General features: G+C 45.2%; 18 protein-coding genes. 12 read left to right on the top strand and 6 right to left on the bottom strand.

The genetic code is table 11. The features are described 5' to 3' along the window. The first annotated feature begins 528 nt into the window (after positions 1 to 528). The 8 genes from ACESTK_RS02745 (at position 529) to ACESTK_RS02780 (ending at position 14191) form a co-directional block, all read left to right on the top strand. Complete coding sequence (locus ACESTK_RS02745; protein WP_118581955.1) at positions 529 to 1791, top strand: ABC transporter substrate-binding protein; 1263 nt, start codon at positions 529 to 531, stop codon at positions 1789 to 1791. A 205-nt stretch (positions 1792 to 1996) separates the two neighbouring features. Continuing rightward, positions 1997 to 2878, top strand: a complete 882-nt coding sequence (locus tag ACESTK_RS02750) for a carbohydrate ABC transporter permease (RefSeq protein WP_118581952.1) — start codon at positions 1997 to 1999, stop codon at positions 2876 to 2878. After that, entirely contained in the window at positions 2878 to 3738 is an 861-nt protein-coding gene (locus ACESTK_RS02755) for a carbohydrate ABC transporter permease (protein ID WP_270413668.1), read from the top strand. Before ACESTK_RS02750 ends, ACESTK_RS02755 begins: the two co-directional genes overlap by 1 nt. Positions 3739 to 3835: 97 nt before the next feature. Then, positions 3836 to 5329 (top strand): glycoside hydrolase family 32 protein, encoded by a 1494-nt coding sequence (locus ACESTK_RS02760; protein WP_347160917.1) that lies wholly within the window; start codon positions 3836 to 3838, stop codon positions 5327 to 5329. A 73-nt stretch (positions 5330 to 5402) separates the two neighbouring features. Beyond that, complete coding sequence (locus ACESTK_RS02765; protein WP_373118576.1) at positions 5403 to 7211, top strand: amylosucrase; 1809 nt, start codon at positions 5403 to 5405, stop codon at positions 7209 to 7211. A gap of 297 nt (positions 7212 to 7508) precedes the next feature. Next, entirely contained in the window at positions 7509 to 10028 is a 2520-nt protein-coding gene (locus ACESTK_RS02770) for a glycoside hydrolase family 2 protein (protein WP_373118526.1), read from the top strand. 275 nt (positions 10029 to 10303) lie between these two features. Next, positions 10304 to 11668 carry a GH1 family beta-glucosidase gene (locus ACESTK_RS02775; RefSeq protein ID WP_373118529.1) on the top strand — a complete coding sequence of 455 codons (1365 nt, stop codon included), beginning with the start codon at positions 10304 to 10306 and terminating at the stop codon, positions 11666 to 11668. Positions 11669 to 11800: 132 nt separating this feature from the next. Next, the gene (locus ACESTK_RS02780; RefSeq protein WP_373118532.1) at positions 11801 to 14191 is read left to right on the top strand and encodes a TIM-barrel domain-containing protein; all 2391 of its coding nucleotides are present in this window, start codon (positions 11801 to 11803) and stop codon (positions 14189 to 14191) included. Positions 14192 to 14326: 135 nt separating this feature from the next. Here the strand turns inward: ACESTK_RS02780 and ACESTK_RS02785 are convergent, their stop codons facing one another. Next, positions 14327 to 14962 (bottom strand): GNAT family N-acetyltransferase, encoded by a 636-nt coding sequence (locus ACESTK_RS02785; RefSeq protein ID WP_204452393.1) that lies wholly within the window; start codon positions 14960 to 14962, stop codon positions 14327 to 14329. 43 nt (positions 14963 to 15005) lie between these two features. After that, the gene (gene fliB / locus ACESTK_RS02790) at positions 15006 to 16172 is read right to left on the bottom strand and encodes a flagellin lysine-N-methylase (RefSeq protein ID WP_195590326.1); all 1167 of its coding nucleotides are present in this window, start codon (positions 16170 to 16172) and stop codon (positions 15006 to 15008) included. A 405-nt stretch (positions 16173 to 16577) separates the two neighbouring features. Between fliB and ACESTK_RS02795 the strand changes: the two genes are divergently transcribed. Beyond that, on the top strand, positions 16578 to 19004 hold the full coding sequence (locus tag ACESTK_RS02795; RefSeq protein WP_373118535.1) for an HD domain-containing phosphohydrolase: 2427 nt from the start codon (positions 16578 to 16580) through the stop codon (positions 19002 to 19004). Between the two features lie 88 nt (positions 19005 to 19092). Here the strand turns inward: ACESTK_RS02795 and glgD are convergent, their stop codons facing one another. The 3 genes from glgD to ACESTK_RS02810 all read right to left on the bottom strand — a co-directional run bounded on the left by glgD (position 19093) and on the right by ACESTK_RS02810 (position 21738). Beyond that, the gene (glgD, locus tag ACESTK_RS02800; RefSeq protein ID WP_373118537.1) at positions 19093 to 20208 is read right to left on the bottom strand and encodes a glucose-1-phosphate adenylyltransferase subunit GlgD; all 1116 of its coding nucleotides are present in this window, start codon (positions 20206 to 20208) and stop codon (positions 19093 to 19095) included. A 1-nt stretch (position 20209) separates the two neighbouring features. Continuing rightward, a complete protein-coding gene (locus ACESTK_RS02805; RefSeq protein WP_187565796.1) occupies positions 20210 to 21352 on the bottom strand; it encodes a glucose-1-phosphate adenylyltransferase in 1143 nt (380 codons plus the stop codon). Between the two features lie 155 nt (positions 21353 to 21507). Continuing rightward, positions 21508 to 21738, bottom strand: coding sequence for a hypothetical protein (locus ACESTK_RS02810; RefSeq protein ID WP_207728031.1), 231 nt, complete (start codon positions 21736 to 21738; stop codon positions 21508 to 21510). A 340-nt stretch (positions 21739 to 22078) separates the two neighbouring features. Between ACESTK_RS02810 and ACESTK_RS02815 the strand changes: the two genes are divergently transcribed. Next, the gene (locus ACESTK_RS02815; RefSeq protein WP_373118540.1) at positions 22079 to 24109 is read left to right on the top strand and encodes a diguanylate cyclase domain-containing protein; all 2031 of its coding nucleotides are present in this window, start codon (positions 22079 to 22081) and stop codon (positions 24107 to 24109) included. A gap of 108 nt (positions 24110 to 24217) precedes the next feature. On the opposite strand, the gene ACESTK_RS02820 is transcribed toward ACESTK_RS02815, so the two are convergent. Continuing rightward, on the bottom strand, positions 24218 to 25357 hold the full coding sequence (locus tag ACESTK_RS02820; RefSeq protein ID WP_373118543.1) for a glycosyltransferase family 2 protein: 1140 nt from the start codon (positions 25355 to 25357) through the stop codon (positions 24218 to 24220). Between the two features lie 38 nt (positions 25358 to 25395). Here ACESTK_RS02820 and ACESTK_RS02825 point away from each other — a divergent pair, with 38 nt between their 5' ends. Both ACESTK_RS02825 and ACESTK_RS02830 read left to right on the top strand, forming a co-directional pair. Beyond that, positions 25396 to 25506 carry a DUF6783 domain-containing protein gene (locus ACESTK_RS02825; protein WP_368072598.1) on the top strand — a complete coding sequence of 37 codons (111 nt, stop codon included), beginning with the start codon at positions 25396 to 25398 and terminating at the stop codon, positions 25504 to 25506. Positions 25507 to 26404: 898 nt separating this feature from the next. Continuing rightward, positions 26405 to 26887 (top strand): hypothetical protein, encoded by a 483-nt coding sequence (locus ACESTK_RS02830; RefSeq protein ID WP_373118578.1) that lies wholly within the window; start codon positions 26405 to 26407, stop codon positions 26885 to 26887. The last annotated feature ends 93 nt before the right edge of the window (positions 26888 to 26980 follow it).

Genomic DNA, 26980 nt, shown 5'->3' on the forward strand with positions numbered 1-26980 from the left:
AGCCTTCAGCTCCCACTGACAGATCGCGAAGCGACTGCGTTCATGAGCAAGCAGCGAAGCGGATTGCGAATGTCCGCTTTACTGAATTGTTAATATTTTTTTATCTTCGAAAAATTTTCCAGTCAGTTGTCATATTGTGTATTCTGGGGTGTTTTTGAAACATTTCAGAATACAATATGACAGCTGATTTTTTGTATAGCAGGAAATTACTCTGTAATATTTCTGCTATACAAAAAAACGCTTCGCGCGGAATTGATCAGATGCATAAGGAATATGACATGCGGTTGTGATAAAAAATGAAGCAATTTTCGTAAAAAAACAAGAAAAATAAAATAAATGAACTACAGACACGAAAAAAGCATGTAAAAGTGCACAAAACATAAAGAGCTAAATAGTATAAATGTAACAAAGTGGTGTGAAATGGACAAAAATATATGACAACCGCTTGACATGTTTGAGACGCAATGCTATCATACAATCATCAAGAAAACGTCTCAACAAGAACGTAAAAAACAGGAGGAAGCAAAAATGAAAAAACGTATTTCAATGGCAATTGCAGTTGCAACTGCAGCAGCAACAATGGCAAGTGTATCTGTACCGGTTATGGCAGACGATGTGAACATCACAATTTTTAACTCCAAGATGGAGGTTCAGAGCCAGTTCGAAGAATTAGCTGCTCAGTATGCAGAAGAGACCGGCGTTGGCGTAGAGGTTTATTACAATAGTGATACAGTATCTGCTCATCTGGCTACCAGATATTCTGCGAATGATCCATATACAATCTCTATGGTAGACCCGAAAGATATCTATTCACTTGCAGCAGACCATGCAATTGATTTAAGCGATCAGAGCTGGGTTAATGAGACTGATTACGCAATCGGAGTTGACGGACAGATCAATGGTTTCCCGACCTGCCTTGAAGCACGCGGTGTTATTTACAATGCAGATGCAATCGAAGCAATCACAGGCGAGACATTCAATCCGGATGATTACAAGACACTTGATTCTTTTAAAGAGCTTCTTGAGAAACTGAAAGAAGGCGGAATGGAAACACCTACCGGTATCATGAAAGAGGACTGGTCCCTTGCAGCTCACTTCCTTGCTGAGGTTTACGAGCAGCAGCCAGATGTAGAAGCATTTGTTTCCTCTCTTTATGAAGGAACAGCAGACCTTGCAAACAATGAGAAATTCAATTCTCTTATGGACTTCTTCGATGTAATGATGGAGAATAACTACGCAAAAGATTCTGCAATCGCTGCAGAGCGTGAGACAACCGAGATGATGCTTGCTGAAGGACAGATCGCATTCATGTTCGGAGGAAACTGGGACTGGTCCGTAATCAATGCATATGATTATACAGAGAATATGGGAATGATGCCAGTACCGCAGAACACAGATGACGGATCCAATGAGAAGCTTGTTGGTGGAGGTTCCAAATTCATGATGATCGATTCCTCTGATGCAACAAGTGATGAGCAGCGTCAGGCAGCTAAGGACTTCCTTACATGGCTTGCTGATTCCGATGAAGGACAGAGCTTCATTGCTGAGACATGTGCACTTGTACCTGCATTCTCTAACAATGAAAAAGAAGTATCCGATCCACTTGGAAAATCTGTTAAGAAATATGCAGATGAAGGCTCTCTGATTGATAACTACAATTACCTTCCGGATGATCATCTTTCCATTTGTGGTGCAACCTTCCAGAAATATCTCGCAGGACAGATTGACAGAGCTGAGTTTGCAGCAGAGATTGAAGACTACTGGAAGAACACAACTCCTGTAGAGCACTAAGAATTATCCTTTGGTAACAACTTATTAATTTAACAAACATACTGTAGTTTTATAGAAATTTGCCACCCCTCAAGAGGCTGCACGCCTGTGCCATGCGGCGTGCGGCCTCTTTCCCTCACAAAAAGAAAAGTACTGGATTATAGATTTTCGGAGGCAGCGGGAAAAGGGTGGAGACAAAAAAGAAAAGGGAAAGGGGATCGTGATTATGGAACAAAACACCATGAAATATAAAGTAAAACAGTACTTGATGTTCGCTGGCGTTTCCACTGTCCTGTTTAGTGCAGTTGTAATCCTTCCATTTATCTACGGATTATATCTTACATTTACAAGCTGGGACGGTGTTTCAAAAGACAAACCATTTGTTGGACTGGCAAACTACATTGCTACATTCCAGGATGCAGCTTACTGGCAGGCACTTGGACGTACCTTGATTTATTCTGTTATCGCTGTAATTTTGGTAAACGTGGTAGCATTTTTCCTTGCATACCTTCTTACCAGCGGAATTAAAGGTCAGAACTTCTTCCGTGCAGGCTTCTTTGTTCCGAACCTGATCGGTGGTATCGTACTTGGTTATGTATGGAAATTCGTATTTAACCGTGCATTTGTATCACTTGGAAAATCTCTTTCTGTAGGTGCTCTTTCCACCTCCTGGCTGGCAACCACCAACGGTGCAATGGCATGTCTGATCATCGTATCTGTGTGGCAGTACGCAGGATATATGATGCTGATCTATGTAGCCGGATTTATGAGCGTATCCAAGAGCCTTATGGAAGCAGCCCAGATCGACGGCTGCACCAAGACACAGGCAACCATTAACGTAACGATCCCACTTATGAGATCTTCTTTTGTACAGTGTCTTTTCTTAACAATCACAAGATGCTTTATGGTATATGATGTAAACCTTTCATTGACAAAAGGTGAGCCATTTAACTCTTCTGTAATGGCAGCTATGCACGTATACAATCAGGCATTTACTTACAAAAACTACGGTACCGGCCAGGCAGAGGCATTGATCCTGTTTGTTGTCTGCGCGATCGTAGGTGTGACTCAGGTTTACATTGGTAAGAAAGGGGAGGTGGCAGCATAATGGACGAAAACAAAAAAGCAGCTCAGAAGAAAAAAATCAGCCATTTTATTACAATGGCAGTGCTGGTTATCCTGTTTCTGGCATTTATCTTCCCGTTTATCATGGTAATTTTCAATGCGTTTAAGACAAAAGGTGATATCACGGCAGATCCGCTGGCACTGGTTGGCTCTCACGGATTTATCCTGACCAACTTCACAGATGCTATGAAAAAGATGAACTTTGCAACATCTTTTACAAACTCTCTTTTGATTACTACAGTTTCTACGATCCTTACAATTATGCTTTCTGCAATGACAGCGTTTGTAATTGTTCGTAATAAATGGAAAGCATGCGGTATTCTGTTTTCCCTGATGATTGCATCTATGGTTATTCCGTTCCAGGTACTTATGATCCCGCTGGTTTCTCTTTACGGTGGTATCTTTGGAGTACTGAACAGCCGTATTACTCTGATCCTTATGCATGTGGGATTTTCCCTTTCCATGGCAACATTCATGTTCCACGGTGCAATTCACACCAGCGTTCCGATGGAGCTGGAAGAAGCAGCATTTATTGATGGATGTACCAGATGGCAGACATACTGGAAAATTGTATTTCCGCTTCTGAAACCAACCATCGCAACAGTTGCGATTATTGATGCAATGGCATTCTGGAATGATTACCTTCTTCCAAGCCTTGTTCTCGGACGTAAAGAACTGTATACTCTTCCGATTGCAACACAGGCATTCTATGGTACTTATTCAACAGACCTCGGACTGGTAATGGCCGCCCTCCTTCTGGCTATGCTTCCGATCCTGGTTCTGTATCTGTTCCTGCAGCGTTACATCGTTGAGGGTGTTACCTCCGGAGCAGTAAAAGGTTAAAACCAAAATGGGGTCCAATGATAGTAATATTTTTGGACCCCATAATTACTATCTTGAAATGTGTTTTGATTAATAAATAACAACAGGAGATATGATTATGATAAGTCAGACTTTAAGAGATGCCAGAAGATACGAAGATGCAATGGCTCAGAATATTACACCTTTGGAGAGACCGGAATTTCATTTATCTCCAAAAGTTGGATGGATGAATGACCCCAATGGTTTTTCTTATTACAAAGACAAATTTCATTTATTTTACCAGTATTATCCATATGATTCCCAGTGGGGACCAATGCACTGGGGACATGCGGTAAGTGATGACCTTCTTCACTGGGAATACCTTCCGGCAGCCATTGCCCCGGACATGCCATATGATTATGTGGGATGTTTTTCAGGAAGTGCCATTACGCTTCCAGATGGAAAACAGCTTTTTATGTACACCAGTGTGCGAAAAGAAGCACAGCCGGATGGAGGTGTCCGCGATATACAGACACAAAGCCTTGCAGTCGGTGATGGGATGGATTATGAAAAGGATGTACGAAATCCGATTCTTACAGCAGAAGACATGCCGGAAAACAGCAGCCCCTTTGATTTCCGTGATCCGAAAATGTGGAAATGCGAGGATGGCACTTACCGCTGCGTGATCGTAAATGACAGGGCGGACGGAACAGGCGGCCGTATTCTTCTGTATAGAAGTGAAGATGGGTTTAACTGGGAGTTTGAATCCGTAATGCTTTCTAATGATGGCAGATTCGGAAAAATGTGGGAGTGCCCGGATTTCTTTACCCTGGATGGAAAAGACGTAGTACTTGTAAGCCCTCAGGATATGCTTCCAAAAGGCTTTGAGTACCACAATGGCGATGGAACCCTTTGCCTGATTGGTAAATTTGATGAAGAGACCAAAACCTTTATTCCGGAAAAAGACCAGGCAGTGGACTATGGTATCGACTATTATGCAATGCAGACAGTGGAAGCACCAGACGGAAGAAGAATTATGATTGGCTGGATGCAGAACTGGGATACATGTGCGAATAACAGAATTCCGAAGGGAAAATGGTTTGGACAGATGAGCCTTCCAAGAGAGCTTTCCATTAAAGACGGCCGCCTGATCCAGAAACCGGTTCGGGAAATTGAGAAGCTTCGCACAAATAAGACAGAATATAAGAATGTTGCTTTTGAGGATGTAATTCGTCTGGATGGCATAGAGGGAAGATGCGTGGATATGGAAATCACTCTTCGCCCGGCAGATGCGCAGAATATTTATAAGAAATTTGCAGTGCGTTTTGCCCAGAATGATACGTACCATACAGCAGTAAGCTTTCGCCCTTATGAATCCGTATTAAAAATCGACCGCAAGTTCTCCGGCTCCAGACGCGCAATTATCCATCAGAGAAGAAGCCTTGTGAACAGTGAAAATGGAGAGATTAAGCTTCGTCTGATCCTGGATCGTTTTAGTGCTGAGATTTTTGTAAATGATGGAGAGCATGTGATGACTGCAACGATTTATACAGATCTGGAGGCAGATGGAATTTCCTTCTTTGCAGATGGGAAAGTGGAGATGGATGTTACGAAGTACGAGCTGAAGCTTTGAGAATTGCCGGCAGATACGAGGAGGATATAAAGTGAAGCAAAGAGAGAAAACAGATAAGATTTTTCAGGATCGTATGGCAAAAAAAACAGATGAATTACGCTGGCTGTACATGGAGCTTTATGGAAATGATTCCATGTTTTTCGAGTTATGCGATCAGCTGCACCGCTTCTATGAAGAACGAAGCAGCACATTGAAGGCACTGGATCAAAAGCGTGAAGCAGATCCGGGCTGGTATAAGAAAAATGACATGCTTGGCATGATGTTTTACATAGACAATTTTGCAGGAAACATGAAAGGTGTGGAAAGCAAGCTTGACTATCTGGAAAAAAACAACGTAAATTACATTCATCTGATGCCGTTTCTGGATACGCCGAAAGGCCGTTCTGATGGCGGTTATGCAGTGGCTGATTTCCGTAAAGTACAGGAAAATCTGGGAACGATGGATGATCTGGAGGCACTTGCCGGTGCCTGCCACAAAAAAGGCATCAGCCTGTGTATGGATTTTGTTATGAACCATACTTCGGAAGACCATGAATGGGCAAAAAAAGCCCGCCAGGGCGACGGGGAATATATGAGCCGTTATTTCTTCTACGACAATCCGTATATTCCGTCCCTCTATGAGAAAACAGTACCTCAGGTATTTCCAACTACTGCACCGGGTAATTTCACCTGGCTGCCGGAAATCGGGCATTATGTAATGACAACCTTTTACCCCTATCAGTGGGATCTGAACTATGGAAATCCGCGGGTTTTCAATGAGATGATGTATAATTTCCTTTTCCTTGCAAACAAGGGAATTGATGTAATCCGAATTGATGCAGTTCCCTATATCTGGAAAGAGCTGAACACACCATGCCGGAATCTTCCACAGGTACACACCATTGTGCGTATGATGCGTCTGATCAGCGAGATTGTATGCCCGGGAGTGATTCTTCTTGGAGAAGTAGTTATGGAGCCTGAAAAGGTTGTGCCATACTTTGGGACTGTAGAAAAACCGGAATGCCATATGCTTTACAATGTAACTACAATGGCAACTACATGGCATACCGTTGCCACAAGGGACGTGCGCCTTCTGAAAAAACAGCTTGATATTGTAAATGGTCTGCCGAAGGATTACGTATTCCTGAATTATCTGCGCTGCCACGATGATATTGGCTGGGGACTGGACTATGCTACACTTCAGCAGGAAGGCATTGAAGAACGTTCTCATAAGAAATATCTCAATGACTATTTCCAGGGCTTTGCAGGGGAGAGCAACAGTCGCGGAGTGCTTTACAATGAGGATCCGGTTACCGGAGATGCAAGATTCTGTGGAACCACCGCATCCATGTGCGGTATTGAGAAGGCAGGATTTGAGAAAAACAAAACGGCGATGGAAAAAGCAATCCAGCTGGATGTTATGCTTCATGCCTATATGTTCATGCAGTCAGGAATTCCTGTGATCTACAGTGGAGATGAAATCGGACAGGTAAATGATTATTCATACAAAAATGATCCGGACAAAGCACCGGATTCCCGATACATTCACAGAGGGGCTATGAATTGGGATCGCGCAGCCATGAGCGGCAACGCCAGAACTGTGGAGGGTAAATTGAACAAACGTCTGCTCCAGCTGGAAAAAATCCGCAAAACAGAGAAGGCATTTATGACAAATGCGGATACCTGGACTGTGGATACATGGGATAACAGTATTCTCTGCATTGGCCGTTATTATGAAGGAGAGAAAATTTACGGCCTGTTTAACTTCAGTGAATATGATAAGACCGCATGGATTAATGAACGTGATGGAATTTATAAGGATCTGATCACTGGACAGGAGATGGAGGCTGCAGGTGTAAATGTGCCTGCATATGGCTTCTTCTGGCTGAAAAAAATTAACTGATGAAGAAACACCCGGGAACAGAGGATTGTCTCTGTACTCCCGGGTGTTTTTTGTGAACAAAGTTCACAGAAAACATGAGGATTAAGTTTGCGCAGCAAATGCTACTTCTTGTGCTTGTCACAAGAAGGTTCGTCTTTCTGTGCATCGCGAAGCGTGTTACTGGTCGGCGTGAACAGTAAATCATAAACAGTAACAATCTCCACTGGTATATGGTTGACATTGCTTCATAGGACTGTTAAATTATATTTACATATCTTAATATTTTTGAACGGCTTGCTGACAAGAAAGGATAACCATATGATAAAGCGAGACTTAAAAGACAATTTTCAGATATCCATCAGCGGCCAGGACACCTGGTATGACATGAATGTGCCCGGCTCCGCCATGGAGACTTTTTGCAAAGAAGGAATTCTTCCGGATCCATATTATGGAATGAATGAGTACAAATGGACAGAATTCTGGAAAAATGATTTTGACATCAGAAGCACTTTTTCTGTAAGCGCAGAAGAGATTGCCAGTGAGGAGATTCTTCTTACCTTTTACGGAATTGATACTGTGGCAGATGTCTTTTTAAATGGAAAGAAGCTTGGACATACTGAGAACATGCACCGCACCTGGGTCTACCAGGTGAAAGAACTGGTAAAAGAAGGCGAGAACCTTCTGGAACTTCATATCGCCTCTCCGGTAAATTTTATTGAGACTTACAAGCCGGAGAAAGGAAGAGAGATTCATTTTACCAACACCGGAACTACCCCTGGAAGCCAGTACATTCGTAAAGCACACTCCATGTTCGGCTGGGACTGGGGCCCAAAGCTTCCAGATGCGGGACTTTTCCGCGGTGTGGAGCTTTGCTGCTTTGATACTGCAAGACTGGGCGAATCCCTGATCCGCCAGGAGCATGTGGATGGAGCCGTGACACTTCATATTGGAAGTGAAATTGAGAAAGCAGATGGACAGGTTGTAAAAGCTGGAAATACTGCTATGCAGTCAAATGGAAATTCAGCAGCACAGCCAGAATCTGGCGGCAGCGCACAGCCCGGAGTCAGCGGCTTACAGCTTTTCTACGAACTCCGTGACCCATCCGGTGCTCTCATCTACACTGGCACCGATTCTGATATAAAAGTAACAAACCCTGCTTTGTGGTGGCCAAACGGCTACGGCAAACAGCCTTTATACACCCTGACGATCCAGCTGAAAGCCGGCGAGACCGTTCTTGATACCAGGGAATACCGCATCGGTCTCCGCACTGTCACGGTATCCCGTGAGGATGACCAGTGGGGCCAGGAATTTGCCATTATGGTAAACGGCGTAAAGATTTTTGCCCGAGGTGCAGATTATATTCCGGATGACTGCTTCTACCCAAGAATTACCAGGGAAATCCTGGAGCGCGATGTAAATGCCTGCGTATTTGCAAACTTTAACTGTCTTCGCGTATGGGGCGGCGGATATTATCCATCCGACGAATTCTACGCTCTCTGCGATGAATACGGAATTCTCCTTTGGGAAGATCTGATGTACGCCTGCAACATTTACGACGTAACACCGGACTTTGCAGAGAATATTGCAATTGAAGCAAAAGACAATATCCTCCGTTTCCGCAATCATGCCTGCCTTGGCCTGATCTGTGGAAACAATGAGCTGGAATGTGCATGGACAGACTGGAAGGATGTCCAGGGACATGCACCGTCTCTTAAGAGAGACTACCTGTATCAGTTCGAATTCCTCCTTGCAGATGTGGTAAAAGAAAATGCACCAGATGCATTCTACTGGCCGTCTTCCCCATCATCAGGAGGAAGCTTTGACAATCCATGTGATGAGAACCGCGGCGATTGCCATTACTGGGATGTATGGCATGGTCAGAAACCATTCAGTGAGTACATGAAGCACTATTTCCGTTTCTGCTCCGAGTTCGGCTTCCAGTCTCTTCCATCTATCAAGACAGTAGAGACCTTTACCGGGGAGAAAGACCGCAACCTTTTCTCCAGAGTTATGGAGAGCCATCAGAAAAATCCGGCGGCAAACGGTAAGATTCTATATTATTTATCTGAGACCTTCCGTTATCCGAAAGACCTGGAAAGCCTGATCTTTCTAAGCCAGATTCTTCAGGGATACGCCATGAAGGAAGCAACGGAGCATTGGAGAAGAAACCGCGGCAGATGTATGGGAAGTATTTACTGGCAGTTCAATGATAACTGGCCGGTTGCGTCCTGGTCCAGTATGGACTATTACGGAAGATACAAGGCCCTCCATTATATGGCAAAAGGCTTCTGCGACAATGTGGCAGGAAGCATTGAGAAAAAAGAGACTCACATGGGCTTCTGGATTTCAAACGAGACACTTGACCTGATAACGGTAAAAGCGAAAATCGCGGTGAAAACACTGGACTTCCAGGTGATCGAGGAGCAGGAAGTATCCAAAAAAGTACCTGCACTCAGTGCGGAATGCCTGTTTGAGAAAGAATACAAGGAATTGATCGCAGGTCGTGATGACAGCGTATTCTTTGTTGCCGAATATGAGTATGAACAGAACGGACAGAAGGTTTCCAAGAAAGAATTCGAGACATTTGTCCCAGTCAAATATCTGGAACTGAAAGATCCTGCATTTAAGGTTACTGAGAATGCAGACGGAAGCGTTTCCATTCAGACAGATACTTTTGTTCCATATTGCATGCTGGAGGGAATCAGCGCGGATACCATCTGGAATGAGAATGTGGTTGCATTTACAGACAAGGAAGCAGTCACACTTGTGCCGGTGGAAAACCAGAAGATTTCCAGAGACGGCGTCCGGATTTACGATATTTATCATACATATCATTAATAAAATAATATGGGTGTCAAAAGGTCTTTTGCCACTCATTTGATACCCGGATTGCTACGCAGCTACGCTGCTCCCGCAATCCTCCAAATATTCGAAATCCGCAACAAAACGTCAGATACGTAATTTTTGCTGGTAGACAGAGGTTTGTAGAATTAAGCAAAAGTAAAAATAGAGCGATCGCATAAAATGTTACGAGACATAGATCAACCAATCAGGAGAATCGAAACACGCATTTGAAAAATTCTCCCCTACATAATAGAGAAAGGAATTACACCATGGGATTTAAGAAAGATTTTATCTGGGGCGGTGCAACCGCTTCCTACCAAGTAGAAGGCGCTGCTTATGAGGACGGAAAAGGCTTGAATATCTGGGATATTTTCTGCAAAGACGGCGGACACATTTATGAGAACCAGACAGGTGATGTAGCCTGCGACCAGTATCACCGCTACAAAGAAGACGTTCAGATCATGAAAGAAATGGGCATGAAAGCATACCGCTTTTCTCTTTCCTGGGCGCGCATCATGCCGGAAGGCACAGGCGCAGTCAATGAAAAAGGTCTGAAATACTACGACAACCTGATCAATGAACTTCTGGACAACGGAATTGAGCCATTTGTTACCTTATATCACTGGGATCTTCCATACGCACTTCATTTACAGGGCGGCTGGATGAATCCAAATTCTCCATCCTGGTTTTACGAGTATGCAAAAGTAGTGGCAGAGCATTTCTCAGACAGAGTAAAGAATTTCTTCACCATCAATGAGCCGCAGTGCATAGTTGGCCTTGGATATCAGACCGGTGAGCATGCACCAGGCCTGAAGGTTGGCCCATCCGATTATTTCCGTATCTGGCACAACGTACTGAAAGCCCATGGACGTGCAGTAGAAGCGCTTCGTGAGTTCAGCAAACAGCCTGTAAAGATCAGTATGGCACCATGTGGAGCCCTTTATGTTCCGGAAACAAACAAGCCGGAAGATATTGAAGCCGCAAGAAAAGCAAACTTCAGTCTCCCGGAGAACTCCATCGGAGCCTGCAGCTGGGACGTTGCTCTTTGCTGTGATCCGGTTTATCTGGGACAGTATCCAGAGGATATTCTGAAAGAATTTGGACAGTTTTTCCCGAAAGTAACAGATGCCGATATGAAGCTGATTTCACAGCCACTTGATTTTTTTGGACAGAACATTTACAATGCCGTAACTGTTCGTGCCGGTGAGGATGGAAAAGCAGTCCGCGCAGCACGTTACGATGGTTTCCCACAGACTGCAATTGGCTGGCCGGTAACTCCGGAGGTTCTGTACTGGGCGCCAAAATTTATGCAGGAGCGTTATAAGAAGCCGTTTATGATCACAGAGAATGGCATGGCTTCCCATGACTGGGTAGGTGTGGACGGAAAGGTTCACGACCAGGCCCGCGTAGATTTTATGGCTCGTTATCTTGGCGCTTACAAGCGTGCAGCTGAGGACGGTGTGGATCTGGCAGGATATTTCGCATGGTCCGTAATGGACAATTTCGAGTGGGCATACGGATATTCCCAGAGATTCGGACTTGTTTATACAGACTACAATACACAGAAGCGGATCTGGAAGGATTCCGCATATTTCTACAAAAATATTATCGAAACAAACGGAGAGAATCTGTAATTCAGGAGGTTGACCATGGCAAATCAGAGGGGCAGAAAGAAAAGTGTAGCAGCAGTTTTTACTGGTTGAAAAAGCAGTAGAAAACGTATATAGAAACAACTAAAAACCTTAAGAGTTTGAGAGGATACATATATGTTTGAGAATAATCTGTGGACGATGGAACCAATTGGCAGACCGGAGAACACCATCCAGGGTGATAAATACCGCTTCACCCTGCTGACTCCCTGCCTGATCCGAATGGAGTACCGGGAAGACGGCAAATTCGAAGACCGTCCAACCCAGATCGTATGGAACCGTAAATTTGATCCAGTGGAGTTTCGCATTGAGAAAAAGGGGGAAGGCTTCGAGCTTTTTACCGACAGAATGCATGTTACTTATGCCGGCGGACCTTTTACCAAAAACAGTCTGAACTTAAACGCAGTAGGCGGTCAGAACGCCTATGGTGCAGTATGGTATTATGGGGAAAAGGGTGACAATCTTGGCGGAACAGCAAGAACTTTGGATGAGGTAGATGGGGAATGCCAGCTTCAGGAGGGAATGATGTCCAGAAGCGGCTGTTCTCAGATCGATGACAGCCATTCTCTGGTTCTGGATGAAAACGGATGGACTCAGGTGCGCACAGGAGATGGGGTGGACATTTATGTTTTCGCTTATGGAAATGATTACAAAGAAGCTTTGAATGATTTTTACCGTCTCACAGGAAAAACTCCTATGCTCCCAAGATATGCCCTTGGAAACTGGTGGAGCCGTTATTACGCTTACACAGAAGACAGCTACAAGGCGCTTGTAACCCGCTTTGAGAAAGAGAAGATCCCATTTTCTGTTGGTGTTCTGGATATGGACTGGCACCTGGTAGAGGAAGTGGATCCCAAATATGGCAGTGGCTGGACCGGATATACCTGGAACAAAAAGTACTATCCGGATCCGGAGCGTTTTATGAACTGGCTTCATGACCATGGAATGAAAATCTCTGTAAACCTTCATCCAGCTGGTGGAATCCGCGCCTTCGAGGAAGCATATCCGGCTATGGCGAAGGAGCTGGGAGATGTAGATACCGAACACGAAGCTCCCATTGATTTTGACATCACAAGCCGCAAATTCCTGGAAGCATATTTCAAATGTGTGCTTCATCCAGAGGAAAACAAAGGCGTTGATTTCTGGTGGATCGACTGGCAGCAGGGCAATATCACGAAGGTCCCTGGTCTGGATCCACTGTGGATGCTGAACCACTATCATTACCTGGACAATGCCCGCGATGGAAAACGTCCTCTTACTTTTTCCAGATATGCAGGACCTGGTTCACACAGATATCCAGTAGGCTTCTCCGGTGATAGTATCGTAACCTGGGAGTCCCTGAATTTCCAGCCTTATTTTACCAGCACAGCTTCCAATATTGGATATGACTGGTGGAGCCACGATATCGGCGGGCATATGCTTGGCTATCGCGACAATGAGCTGGCACTTCGCTGGGTACAGCTTGGCGTATTTTCTCCAATTAACCGTCTGCACAGCAGCAAAAATGAGTTTATGGGAAAAGAACCGTGGCAGTTCCCTATGGAGATCGGTGAGGTTATGAAGGAGTTCTTAAGACTCCGTCACCAGATGCTTCCGTATCTGTATACTATGAACTACAGAGCATATAAAGAGAACACGCCTTTGATTCTGCCAATGTACTACACATATCCGGCAGAGCAGGTGGCTTACACAGTGAAGAATGAATATGAGTATGGAACCGCATTTATTGTAGCGCCTGTTACGGAGAAATCTGTCCAGGGCGTAGGAAGAGCCAGGACTCATGTATGGCTGCCAGAGGGTACTTACATTGATTTCTTCACAGGTCTGGTATACTCCGGCGACAGAGAGATGGATATGTACCGTGACCTTCATTCCATACCGGTTCTGGCAAAAGCAGGTGCCATTGTGCCGATGACTGAGGAAATCTTTGGACAGGAAGCAGCCAGAAATCCGGAAACTATGACCATCCGTGTATACGGCGGTGCAGACGGCAGCTTCCAGCTTTACGAAGACGACAACGAGTCCAACGCTTACCTGAAAGACGAGTGCGTTCTCACAGACATGGATCTGAAGTGGAGCACTGGCCGCTTCGTCATCCACAAGGCAGCGGGCAGGCTGGAACTGATCCCGCAGAAGAGAACCTGGACTGTAGAGTTCTGGGGTGTGAAGGACACCGAGGTTACCGTAGAAGTGGAAGGTACAGGGGTAGAAGCTTCTAAAAAGTACGATGAAGCACTTGGCTGCCTGGCGGTAAGTGTTCCGGAAACCGCTGCAACCTCTGAAATCATCATTACTCTGGGAGCTCCGGAGCTTCGTGAGAATGATGTGAAAACCCAGGTATTCAACCTTCTCAACCAGGCTGAAATCCCATACATGGAGAAAGTAGCCATTATGGAAATTCTGGACAAGAAGATTTCCAACGCCGCCAAACTCACCCAGCTTACCGCAATGCATCCGGAAGAAGGGATTGTGGGAGCAGTGGGAGAGATTTTGACTGCGATAGAGTAAGATATAAACAGAATATTGAAGACAGTGAAAAGCCCGGGAGTATTTGCTCCCGGGTGTTTTAATAAGCTGTTATTTAAGGGGGGAACAGTCCGCATACAGCATTGAAGTATTTTTCAATCTGTTAAGCATTTAAAATCAGCAGTAAATCTCTGGAGGAATCTGTGCAAAGGGAATCACATCGGGCTGTCTGTCAGGGTGATCGGCGATGATCTTCTCCATCCAGACCATATTGTACCAACGCCCGAACTTGTAAGCGCATTTGTGAAATTCTCCTACCATGGAATACCCCAGATGCTGATGAAACTGAATGCTGTTATGGTTCAGATATTCGTCATCCACTACAGGACTGGCGATGCAGGCATTCAGGTTGGTCATATTCTGGGCGGCAAGCGCTTTTTCCAGAGAAGCGTAAAGCGCCTTGCCGATTCCAGATTTTCTTTCGGATTCTCTTACATAGATGGAAGTTTCCACAGACCAGGCATAGGCTGCCCGGGCGTGGAGCGGTCCTGCGTAGGCGTAGCCTGCAATTTCAGTACATGCACTGCAGTTCCCTTCATCCTTGATGTCTGGTGCGGAGCTGTTTATTTCCCGTTCGGCTACAAGATAAGGATAATGCTGTAGTGTGTGTGCAATCCGCTTCCGGAATTCTTCTGCAGAGGGAACTTCATACTCGAAGGTAATTGCAGTGTGCTTTACATAAGGTGCATAAATGGAAAGGAGCGCCTCTGCATCTTCTGGGGATGCCGGGCGGATGATAACTGGTAATGACATGGCAAGATTCCTCCTTTGTAGTTGCAAACGAAAATTTTAGCTGTTAACAGATTTTCAGCATGTTTTCCAGAGCAAACAGCTTATCAGCAGCAAGTAAATCTTCAAACGCATTCAGGTTCAGATCCGAATGCTCCAGCTCTCTGGAGAAACGGTAACAAATATCTATCTGGTCTTCCAGACAGAACACCCGTCCGTTTTTCAGGTAAGCGCCCATATCCAGCTCATGAATCAGCAGGGTACAGACCACAGCCATTTTTACCTTTGCGAAAATTTCGCCGTCGTAAACAGCACCGCAGAAATATGTGTAAATCCAATACACAAGCAGCTGCTCTTCCTGAATATTCCAGTCAGGGTAAGCCTTTTCGAAATCAGCCCGGTTCTGAGAGTAAACAGAAGCGGGGGAGACACCGGAAGACTCTGCACTGCTATAAAGCGCCTGTAAATTTTTTTTCAGAAATTCCTGCCAGTCCGGTCTGAGAACCTCCATTTTGGGAACAACCGCCTTCCACATGGTCTTCAGAAGTTCATCTGGCGCAGCCTTTTTATTCATATGCTTCTGCACCTTGGAAGTAAAGGCTTCGCCATATGCAGAGGCTTTATGGCGCTCCCGGATCTCTTCCCATTTGAAAAGCTGGTTCCGGTCTGCACAGCGCTGGAAATCACTGGCTGCAGCCAGTATTTTCCACATACGAAGCCGCATGGGAATCTGCCGGTTCTGCAGCACCTCAAGAAAGTATTCCCTGGTATCTTCAAGGGCAGTGAAAAGCATATAGTCAAAATCATCATAAGTTTCTTCCGGGGAGGGAACCTCCGCTGTCTGGAAGGTTACCTTTTCCCTTCTGCCAAGCAGAATCTTGGCTGCCTCCGGACAGGAAAGAGACAGGGAATATTCCCGCAGACCTTCAAATTCTTCGATGTGCCGCGGATATTTCCGACAGGTGTCGCAAAGCATTCGTTTTCCAACCTCGCTGTAGATGTCGCAAAGGCTGTCCTCATTTAAAAATGCACACCGCTTCTCATACTGACGGAAAACCTTCTCCTTCCAGTCAATATCATTATGAAGGCGATTCCGGAAAGTACCCTTCACACGCTTATATTTTTTCAGGCTTTTGTCGTCAATGACGATCTGCCAGCCGGCACAGCAGGTGTCGGGACAGGCACCTGCAATACAGGAAAACTCTTTATAATAATCAGGTCTTGTAATCTCCATAAAAAACCTCCTGGTAACAGTGATCAGTATATTTCAAATACAACTATTGTAACGGTATTTCAAAGCTGTGTAAATCCTCTGGACAAAAAAAGTTATAGATGGTTGACATTCATGCGGTGGACTGTTAAACTCATATAGGTAAAGTTAGGATCGGAAAGAACTTAGGCAGCTATTGACCAGTCCGCGAACGATAGCTTTCTGATACCTGCACTGCGATAATTAAATCTTGACAGTTCTGTTGAAATTTCCAAAACAAATTTTAAGAATTTCAGACCGAAGAAAAATTCACATGAAACGACAGAAATATCAGGACATGATAGCACCCATATTATAAAAGCTGTCAGCTTAACAGTAAAACGGAAACTGGCGTGGGGGGGTACCTGCACCAGCGAGGGAAATTATAAAATGAGTGAAGTTATAACTAAACAAAAGATTCTTATAGCGGATGATTCAGAAATGAACCGCGAACTTTTAGCTGCAATTCTGGAAGAGGAATATGATATCATACAGGTGAACGACGGTGTGCAGGCAGTTGACTGCCTTCAGAGGCAGGCCGAGGAGATTTCCCTGCTTCTTCTGGATATTGTTATGCCCCACATGGATGGTTTCGAGGTTCTTTCTTATATGAATAAAGAACACTGGATTGATGCTATTCCGGTTGTGATTATTTCGTCAGAAAATTCACCTATTTACATAAAACGTGGGTATGATCTGGGCGCCACTGATTTTATCGGAAAGCCCTTTGATGCAAATATGGTATTACGCCGTTCGGCCAATGCCATACTTCTTGGAGCCAAGCAGCGCCGAATGACCAGTATTGTTTCCAATCAGATTTACGAGAGAGAAAAAAGCAGCAAGCTGATGATCAATATCCTCTCTCATATAGTGGAGTTCCGCAATGGGGAGAGCGGACTTCATGTGCTGCACATTCAGACAATCACAGAAATGCTCCTTCGCCAGCTGGTTCAGAAGGAAAATAACAGATATGCCCTGAGCAAGGAGCAGATCCGGATGATTACCACAGCCTCTGCGCTTCATGACATTGGCAAGATCAGTATTCCAGATGAAATCCTGAATAAGCCAGGCAGACTTACAGCCGAAGAATTTGCAGTAATAAAGGGACATTCCATGGCAGGAGCCAATATGCTGTCAGAACTGCCGCTTGACCAGAAGGAGGAGCCTCTTGTCAAGACTGCATACGAGATCTGCCGCTGGCATCATGAACGCTACGATGGAGGCGGATATCCGGATGGATTAAAAGGGGAAGAAATCCCTGTTTCAGCACAGGTTGTGGCGTTAGCTGACGTATATGACGCATTGACCAGTGAGAGATGCTATAAAGATGCTTATTCCCATGAGAAGGCCATCGAGATGATACTGGCAGGACAGTGCGGTGCATTTAATCCGTTGATGCTGGAGTGCCTTCTGGATATTTCTTCTTCCCTGAAGAAAAAAATGGGCTATAAATCCAAGGAAAGGTATGAACAGACAGACCTTTCTGATATTGCTAGCAGATTTCACGATTTTGAGATGGATTCCTCAGAGAAAATTGTGCAGCAGCTGGAATTTGAGAGAATGCGCTATAATTTCCTGGCGGAGGGCAGCAGAAATATTGTTTTTACTTATACCATTTCACCGCCGCTACTCACCTTTAACCAGGCTGGCTGTAAACGAAGCGGGATTACAGAACCTTCATTTTCTCCATTGCAGAGCGGTGTGCTGAAAGATCTTGTGGAGGAGCAATCCCTGAAACGGCTTATCCGGAAGATTACCCAGGCCACCCGGGAAACACCGGACGTGGTAAGCAATCTTTTGCTCACAGATGGAAAAAATCCCTGCCACTACCGGTGCCAATGCAGGGTAATCTGGACGGATGGTGCTGAAAAAGGCTATACAGGCATTGTTGGAAAGCTGACAGATATTACGGATGACTATATGGTTATGGAAAACGTCCGGGAGGAAGGTTTGAAAGTCCTGGAAAAAGACCGCAGCGCAGAATTTTCCAGTTTTTATGACCGATTTAAGAAATGCGGCTTCTCCACAGATGGAACGGAAGCGTGGCTTCTGCTTCAGTACCTGCAGATCTCCTATGATCTGGTCCGATATGTAGATCCTATAACGAATAAGGTTATCCATATAGAAAAAGACGGAAAAATGTGGGAGAGTGAAACTGCCTGCTCAGACATATGGAATTGTCTGGAAAAATGCAGCAACTGTATTTCCAGACTCAGCATGCAGACCAGGAAGCGCATGACAAAGCTTGAGGTTGCAGGGGATGATCCATATCAGGTGGTATCCATGTATGTAGAGATTGACGGGAAACCCTGCTGTCTGGAGATGGCTTCCAGGTTAGATGGTGATTTTATGCCAGATGGGTATTCCAGGGATGAGATCTTGTCATCTGTAAGGATTCATAAGGAGAAGGTTTATATAGACCCGGTAACCGGAGTTTATAATAAACGCTATTATGTGGAGAAGCTGAGCAAGATGGACAATGCAGCAGCTCTTATGTTTGCAGATATTAAGAACTTTAAAAGAATTAACGAGAATTTCGGACATCAGGCTGGAGATGATGTGCTTCGTCAGGTGGCTGGTGTGCTTCGGGATGTTGCGGCTGGCAAAGGCGATGTGCTCAGATATTCCGGAGATGATTTTGTGACAGTATTTTTTAAGGTTACGGAAGAGGAGCTTTCCGAAATCCAGAAGGAAATGTGCAGAAGGGTAGAGGCTCTGAGATTTCCGGAGCTGCCTGGAGTGCAGCTGAAGCTTGTTACTGCCGGTACCAGTATACCAGGCAGGGTAGAGGAAATGCTGGAGCAGGTAAGAATATAAAAAGAAAGTCCCGGCGGACAAAACCGCTCGGGACTTTTGTTTTTCCTAAGTGTGTTTGATTTTCCAAACAGGCTCTGGAATGCAATATTTACAGAATATCTCTTCTCTTAATGTAGCCAGGAAGTGCCGGATCTGAGACAACCTCCTTCACATGAAGGATTTTGACCATCTTGTCTACTACCTGGTTCTCTACATGTACGCCCTCACCAATTTCAGCACCGGAAAGAACCACACTGTTTTTGATCACGGCCTCCTTGTGAATGATGCAGCCACGACCGAGAATGGAATTCTCAATGGTTCCCTCCACCTGACAGCCGTTGGAAACGACAGAGTTGCGGATCTGGGCGGTCTCATAATAGTGAGTTGGACAGGAATCATTGGTACGGGTATAAATTGGCCATTCCGGATCGAAAAGTGTCTGCGCAGCCTTGATATCGATCAGATCCATATTGGCGTCGTAATAGCTCTGGAAATCTGTGATGGAAGCGAAGAAGCCGCGGTGGGAAACTCCTCTTACATCCAGCTCATTATGCAGCTCATTGATAATGTCTGCAAGAGTAAAGGCTGAAGAAATTGCCTTTGCCTTGCGGATCAGCTCGATAAACAGATCCTTCTTCATAATGTAAGTGTCCATGAAAATATTGCGGTTCTTGGCATTTCCGTGGTTTGGCTCAATGGAGAGCACACCCTTCTGCTTGTTCAGATTCAGGATATTACAGTTCAGATAAGCATCCTTCGCATTGTCTACTGCGTGATAAAGCAGGGTAATGTCAGCCTCAGACTGAATATGCTGATCGATCAGCTTGGAAAAATCAGCGGTATAAACCATGTAATCTGGTGTGATTACTACATACGGATGATGCATTTCTTCGATACATTCCATATTTTCGTAATAGGAAGCAATATCGGTGTTGTAGATATTGTTTCTCTGGTCGCTGTCAGTGAAAAGAACCTGCAGCCGTCCGCTCTTGGAGTTAATGTTATAATGACGTCCGGTGCCGATATGGGAAACCAGAGTTCTTGGTTTCTCTTTCACGTAGACCTGAATGCGGTCAATGCCGCTGTTGCTCAGGTTGGAAATCGGGAAGTCGACCATACGGTATCTGCCCAGGAATGAGAAAGCTCCGATTGGACGGTAGTCCTCAAGTCCCTCTACACGGATGTTTCTGGATGATGAGTTTACAATTCCAAATGCCTTATACATATTATTCGGCCCCCTTTACTCGTTTCGCGATCAGCTCGATGTGCTCACTGTCAGCACTTCCTACAAGAGCACCCTTGCCGATGTTTACGCCATTGGCAACAAGGGCACGTATTACGACAGCACCATCCTCCACAATAGCACCTGGCATAAGTACACTGTCAATTACCTTTGCACCTGGTCTTACCTTAGCTCCGGTAAAGACTACGGAATTGGTAACCTCGCCTTCAATTACACAGCCCTGGGTTATGTAAGCATTCTGGATCCTGGCCTCTGTGCCAATATACTGCGGAAGTGCGGTTACATCTTCGGTGTAAATTTTCCAGGTAAGGTCGCTTAAATCCAGCTCGTTATCCGGGCTGAGAAGATCCATATTTGCCTCCCAGAGAGAATCTATGGTTCCAACATCCTTCCAGTAGCCCTTGAAGCGGTAAGCGAAAAGACGCTTCTCATCGCCAAGAAGAGTAGGGATGATATCCTTTCCAAAGTCATGGTTGGAATCCGGGTTCTTCATATCTGCAAGAAGCAGCTTGCGAAGAAGCTTCCAGTTAAAAATATAGATACCCATAGAGGCAAGATTACTCTCAGGTACCGGAGGCTTTTCAACAAACTCGGTGATACGGTCTGTCTCGCCATCTGTGTTCATAATACCGAAACGGCTGGCTTCCTTAAGAGGAACCTCGATAACGGCGATGGTAGCATCTGCCTGTCTCTCTTTATGGAAGGCAAGCATCTTGTCATAATTCATTTTATAAATGTGGTCACCGGAAAGTACCAGAAGGTATTCCGGATCATACTGATCTATAAAATCAATGTTCTGGGAAATCGCGTCGGCTGTTCCGCGATATACGTCGAGTCCGGTGTCTGCTTTCTCACGAGGCGGAAGTACATATACACCGCTGTCCTTGGAATCCAGTCCCCAGCGTCCGCCAGCTGCAACATAACTGTTCAGCTCAACTGACTCATATTGTGTCAGTACGCCTACTACGTCGATGCCACTGTTGGCACAGTTACTGAGGGGGAAATCAATGATACGGTATTTACCGCCGTAGGAAACTGCCGGTTTAGCCACTTTGTTGGTAAGATCGTGAAGACGGCTGCCACGACCGCCTGCCAGAATCATTGCTAACATACTGTTCTGTTTCATGGTGAACCCTCACTTTCATTTCTTTAAGGCTGCTGTTCGCGGAAATGTATCTGCAAACAGGAATGCTTTAAGCTATATTATACAATATTTTCGATAAAAATACAATTTTTTTGTGCAAAAATATTGTAAAATCCAGATGAAATTTAGCCAAATATTTACTGGTAATTCTGTAGACTTTTCACAGCTTCAATGTCTTCCTGCTGTACTTTCAGGTTGGAAGTGAAAGTTCTGCCATCTGGTATGGTGATCTGAACTTCGATCACGGTTCCTTCGGAAATGCCGGCCTGCTGCACGGCTGAAATAAATTGTGGGAATTTCGGGTGACGCCTTGTAAAAGCGCTCCACAGGTTCTTAAGTTCAAGTAATTTCATGGGGTTAATTGCCATTTTTTTATCCTTCCTATCAGGCGCCAGAGTGTGTTTGGAAAATCATTCCTGCAAGCTGCCTCTATAACCGATAAAGTCCAATTCTTTACTGCTTTAATTTGCAGATGTGCGCTTGATGTCTAAAGTATACCAGAAAAAAATCTGCACTGCAATGAAGGGCTCAAATATTCACATATTTAGCGAAAGTTCACAAAAGCGACTTTACATGCTATAGGAAACATTGTTATAATAGACGAAAGCCAAAAGCTGATTTTGGATAAAAAAGAACGTGAAAAACAGATGAAGTGCGATATGAAGGAGAAAGAAAAAATATCAAATTTTTGCAGCGAGAGGTGTGAAGATGGAAGAAAAAAAGAGGTATAATCTTGGAGTTCTCATCGGAGGAGTGCATACCTATTTTCCAAAAGAGCATATCAAGGGGATTTCTGAGGCGGCGTCAGAGCTGGATGTAAATGTCTGTTTTTTCCTGGGAACCCGGACGAAGGACTTTTTTGAAGATGTCCTGGGCAGCAAACAGAAAAATTCCTATGACTATCAATTTAATACCATACATGACTACAGCCTGATCGGCGGACTGGATGGTCTGATCATTAATTATGGAACACTGGGAATCCAGCTGCGGGAGGTTGATCCCAACGAATTTGCCCGGAAATATAATGGGATCACCACGGTTTTTCTTACAGAAGTCGTGGATGTGCCCAATTGTCACTCCCTGATCTGTGACAACAAAGGTGGTATTGCGATGGTCATTTCTCATCTGGTGGAAGAGCATCATCTGTCCAGAATCCTGTTCATGGCAGGACCGGAGCATAACACAGATGCCATTGAGCGTAAGGAAGCTTATTTGGAAACCATGAAGAAATACGGGCTTCCTGTAACCCAGGGAATGATTGCCCAGGGGGACTATTCCGAGTTTGTGGACAAACAGGTGGAACGCCTTCTGGATAGCAACCCGGATGCTCAGGCCATTGTATTTGCCAATGATGAGATGGCTTTTGCCGGCTATCGTGTCTGCGAGAAGCGTGGGCTTGTGGTTGGCAAGGATATTATGATTACCGGATTTGATGACTGCGAGCGTGCATCCGGGATGGAACCGCCCCTTACTACAGTCCAGCAGGACGGAGAACTTATGGGTAAAATGGCAGTCTACGATCTGGTGAACCGCCTGGATGGAAAAGATCCCGGAAAAGAAGCGGTATCCAGACGCGTGCCGGTTTCTTTTGTAAAAAGAGAGTCCTGCGGCTGTGTGTCAGAGGATGTTTCGAAGAAAGAGACACCCGTGGGGCTTGGTGCCCAGGTGCACAGGCTGAATAAGACCATTGCCGGAATGAAGCTGGAGCTGATCAGTTTTCAGAGGAAATCCTGGTTTATTCCGGTTCTTGCCCGGGATTTAAACGACTGCATGGATGACGAGCAGGCTTTTCTGAAGGAAATTATGGAGAAAATGCGGGAGCTTCATACAAGATGTACTCATCTTTTTCTTCTGGATGAACCGATTGTTTACGATGGCAAACGGAAGTGGACCTGCCCTTATAACCTTCATCTTGCTGCCAGCTATGAGAATGGCAGGATCATTACCAAGGCGGCTTATGAAAGACCTCTGGTTATGAAGGAAAACGGAATCTGTGATCTGATGGAGGACGAAGAGCGCCACCAGTTTATGGTTTTTCTTCTTTTTTCCGGGGAGAAGCAGTATGGACTTCTGGCCTGTGACATTGACCAGGAGGATTTCCCGTTCTTCTATGTGATCAGCCTGCAGATTGGTCTGTCCCTGCATTATCTGGAGATAAGCAAGGCTGAGGCAGTCAGACGGCTGGAGATGTCCAGAGATATGGAAGAGATTAAGGAGAAAAACCGCGTTCTTGGTATTATTTCCGAGTATGATGAGCTGACCGGACTTCTGAATCTGCGCGGGTTTATGGAGCACACCAAGCGGGTTTGCCAGGCTGGGAATGGCCAGAGGGCATATATGATCTATGGTGATCTGGATCACTTAAAAGAGATTAACGACACCTGGGGGCATCCGGCAGGGAATTTTGCCCTTAGGAGTGTTGCCGAAATATTAAAGGGATGTCTGCGCAGCAATGATATTCTGGGCCGTGTGGGCGGTGATGAATATATTATCATGCTGGAATGCGAGGAAGCCGACTTCGGAGAGAAGTTCCGGGAGCGTGTGAAGATGGCATGTAAGCTGTTTAATGAAAAATCCGGCAAGCCTTTCTTGGTGGAAATTTCCCTTGGAATTGCCGAGTTTCGCCCCAATATTTCAACAGATATCCAGCAGGTGATTTCCCTTGCAGACCAGCAGCTTTATGAGGCAAAGAAGCACAGGAAGAAGTCGGTGAGCAGGGCGAATAATGAAGGTGCGTGAGAATTGGGAGCTTGTGATACCACCCTTTAGAGCGGTATCACAAGCCCCTTTGTTAAATCAAAGAGAAACCACCAGCTGAACTGGTGGCTTCTAAATTAGAGCGAAAATTCAATGTTTAAAATGAGAGAGCAGTTTTTTTAATACACCTGACCGTTTAGAGGTACTGTCTGTGGCGTGGGCTTCCTGGATGTGGTGGCGGAAGTCGGCTAGGGTGGCACACTGGGGCATGATTAGTCTGGCTTGTTTTTTGAATTGGGTAATATTGTTATAATTTTTTGTAAGGGTCTCAAATTCCGGAAGAAAAGTGAGATAATCGTAGTACCACTTGAAAGAAGGCGGGAATGCTTCAAGAGGCGAAATGTCAAGCTTCTGCGCAAACGCCTGGGTCTGCGCAGTAATCTCTTCTGAAATCTCCGGGATTTTTTTGTATTTGCGATACCAGATAAAAATGTCAATCAGCTCACGCTCCATTACGATGGCCAGCTCGCGGCCCTGAATATTGTATTTGGTACATTGGTTCATGATCAATTGCCAGGAATCAAATTCACAATGGAAGTTTCTGGCACGGTTTCCGACAAGGGATGCGCTGTTATTCACACGGTAACGGACAATCTGCTCGTGGGTGAGCCAGATCCTGTCGGCAGTGAATACGGCTTCACTGTAGAAGGAACGGTCGTTGACACAGACCAGGTTGTTGAAGCGAAGTCCCTTTTCCAAAATGAATTTTCGTTTGTAAATGGCATTCCATGGAACTACACTGATGTGGCTGAAAATTTCGGGAGCCTGGTGGAAATTCAGAACCTTATCGAAGCACTCAGCGGGCACATCAGACAGTGCAAAAAGCGGGGTATCGGAAAGCTCGCCGGTCTCATTGTCAAAGCAGACGGCGCAGCCCTTTACCATGTCGGCATCAGCCTGTTCAGCGATGGACAGATATTTCTGGTAGGCGCCTTTTTCTACAAGGTCATCTGCATCAAGAAAGTGAAGGTAATCACCATGGGCTTCTTCGATTCCTTTATTTCGGCAGGCTCCTGCAAACCGGGTCTTTTCGTTGAGGAAAAGGCGGATGCGGGAGTCTTTTTGCTGGTAATCTTTTATGAGGGCAACAGAAGCGTCGGTGGATGCGTCATCCACACAGATCACCTCCAGCTCCTCTGGATTTTCCAGATCCTGCTGCAATACACTGTCCAAAGTAGCTGTGATGTATTTCTCAGCATTGTGAACCGGGATGATAGTGGTTAATTTCATAGGTAAATCCTTTCGTAAGGAATGGGTTATAAAAAAGCATTCCCACAAATTGTGACGTACATCTTGCAGAAAGCCTTTTTCAAACACGCTCTAGAGCATTCCCTTATCTTTATTTTTGCCAGAGCTTTGCGTCAGCTTCAATCCGGTAAGCTCGGCAGGTAATTCCAGACTTCCTGTATCCTTTAACATTCTGCAAAGAAATGCAATCTGGTGTCTGTAAGGTCTTGAGGTACTGTAGCGCTCTGGGTTAAAGGTGTCAAAAGTATAGGACGCTTTTGGCGCAGCTGCCAGAAGCGTAGCAACCGTTTTTATACTATCTGTAGAAGTGATCACGACTTCGTCGAATCGTGTCTCTCCCATACATTTCTTATATTCTTCTTTCCCCAAGGCCAAAATATGGGACAATGGATAGAATGAGAAAAGTCCCATCCGGCTGGTGAGCACACTTGCCAGCTTCCAGCGGTTACCTTTCTCGGGATCCGGCTTCAATGGCAGGCTGGAACAGTCTGGTGATAACTGTGCCAGATATTTGGCAGAGTCTGTATTGCGGAAATCATTGTATGCAAGCCAGAATTCTTTTTCCGGTGCCTGTGCTGCCAGGGCATTAAAATCCCGAACCAGATTCTGGGAAAGCTTCCGCCCTGTAAAGAACAGGACGCGTGTGCGCGGTGCCGGTACATCATCGGAAGAAGCTGGAGCATAATAGGGCAGCGGTCGTCCGTTTAAGAGAGAATCTGCAATATCTGTGAGAAGATATTGTGGGGATTCCTCGAAAGTAGTGGCTTCTCCGGAGGAATTCTTTGTGGCCTGTAAATTATGATTATTTTCCATTTGCAGAGAGCTTTTTTTCGAAGAATTCCAATTGTGCTCCTGGGAATCGAACACACGGTCTGTATCAGAAGTAAACTGGTCAAAAAGTGCTGAATGTAAAGCTTCATTTGTGGCCATCTTCTCAGACATCAGTTCTAACTGTCCGATATATCGTACTAACTCCGGTACATTATCAAATGCAGGATATTCCGGGTGAAATATATCGCAAAGTGTGGAGTGCAGATTGCAGGAATGATTTTTCAAACAGGCTCCAGAGCTCTCGGGCAGACAGGAAGTGGTTTCCTGCAGGACAGGAGCAGCTGGTACAGTCTGATGGTCACTGGTTGCATTTTCGTGTCGAAGAAATGTACCGCACAGAAATCGCAGAATCTGTGTGCCTGTGGTGAATCTGGCAGAAAGTGCATTGTGATAATCCGATATAAAAATATCACACGCCGCAGCGAAATCCGGTACATCGAAATCTTTTGGCATTTCTTTTATATGTCTAAATTCAGAAAAATCAATTTCCCTCTCATGATCCAGATGCAGATACAAAACCTGATGATCGGAAAGTTCACAGTCAAATATGTAGAGGGCTGCCATGAAATTCCGGAATGTCTGCTCGGTGTCCGCAATATAGGACCCTGGAAGCAGCGGCGCATACAAAATAGTCTGCATGGAATCCATCTGCAAGCTGCGGCGGAGCTTTTCCCTGTGTGATTCATTGGGAATCACCGGAATGTGGGTGGAAGAACCGATAATGTAGGGCGTTTTGCAGATATTAGCTGTCATACATTCCTGCAGGTAAATATC

Source organism: Ruminococcus sp. Marseille-P328 (assembly GCF_964249465.1).
Taxonomy (GTDB): Bacteria; Bacillota; Clostridia; order Lachnospirales; family Lachnospiraceae; genus Blautia_A; species Blautia_A faecis.

Coding starts and splice junctions, on each gene's coding strand:
- ACESTK_RS02750 (WP_118581952.1), top strand. CDS start 1,997: ATGGAACAAAACACCATGAAATATAAAGTAAAACAGTACTTGATGTTC.
- ACESTK_RS02780 (WP_373118532.1), top strand. CDS start 11,801: ATGTTTGAGAATAATCTGTGGACGATGGAACCAATTGGCAGACCGGAG.
- ACESTK_RS02805 (WP_187565796.1), bottom strand. CDS start 21,352: ATGAAACAGAACAGTATGTTAGCAATGATTCTGGCAGGCGGTCGTGGC.
- ACESTK_RS02775 (WP_373118529.1), top strand. CDS start 10,304: ATGGGATTTAAGAAAGATTTTATCTGGGGCGGTGCAACCGCTTCCTAC.
- ACESTK_RS02745 (WP_118581955.1), top strand. CDS start 529: ATGAAAAAACGTATTTCAATGGCAATTGCAGTTGCAACTGCAGCAGCA.
- ACESTK_RS02795 (WP_373118535.1), top strand. CDS start 16,578: ATGAGTGAAGTTATAACTAAACAAAAGATTCTTATAGCGGATGATTCA.
- ACESTK_RS02815 (WP_373118540.1), top strand. CDS start 22,079: ATGGAAGAAAAAAAGAGGTATAATCTTGGAGTTCTCATCGGAGGAGTG.
- ACESTK_RS02755 (WP_270413668.1), top strand. CDS start 2,878: ATGGACGAAAACAAAAAAGCAGCTCAGAAGAAAAAAATCAGCCATTTT.
- ACESTK_RS02765 (WP_373118576.1), top strand. CDS start 5,403: ATGGCAAAAAAAACAGATGAATTACGCTGGCTGTACATGGAGCTTTAT.
- ACESTK_RS02820 (WP_373118543.1), bottom strand. CDS start 25,357: ATGAAATTAACCACTATCATCCCGGTTCACAATGCTGAGAAATACATC.
- ACESTK_RS02770 (WP_373118526.1), top strand. CDS start 7,509: ATGATAAAGCGAGACTTAAAAGACAATTTTCAGATATCCATCAGCGGC.
- fliB (WP_195590326.1), bottom strand. CDS start 16,172: ATGGAGATTACAAGACCTGATTATTATAAAGAGTTTTCCTGTATTGCA.
- ACESTK_RS02785 (WP_204452393.1), bottom strand. CDS start 14,962: ATGTCATTACCAGTTATCATCCGCCCGGCATCCCCAGAAGATGCAGAG.
- ACESTK_RS02760 (WP_347160917.1), top strand. CDS start 3,836: ATGATAAGTCAGACTTTAAGAGATGCCAGAAGATACGAAGATGCAATG.
- glgD (WP_373118537.1), bottom strand. CDS start 20,208: ATGTATAAGGCATTTGGAATTGTAAACTCATCATCCAGAAACATCCGT.
- ACESTK_RS02810 (WP_207728031.1), bottom strand. CDS start 21,738: ATGGCAATTAACCCCATGAAATTACTTGAACTTAAGAACCTGTGGAGC.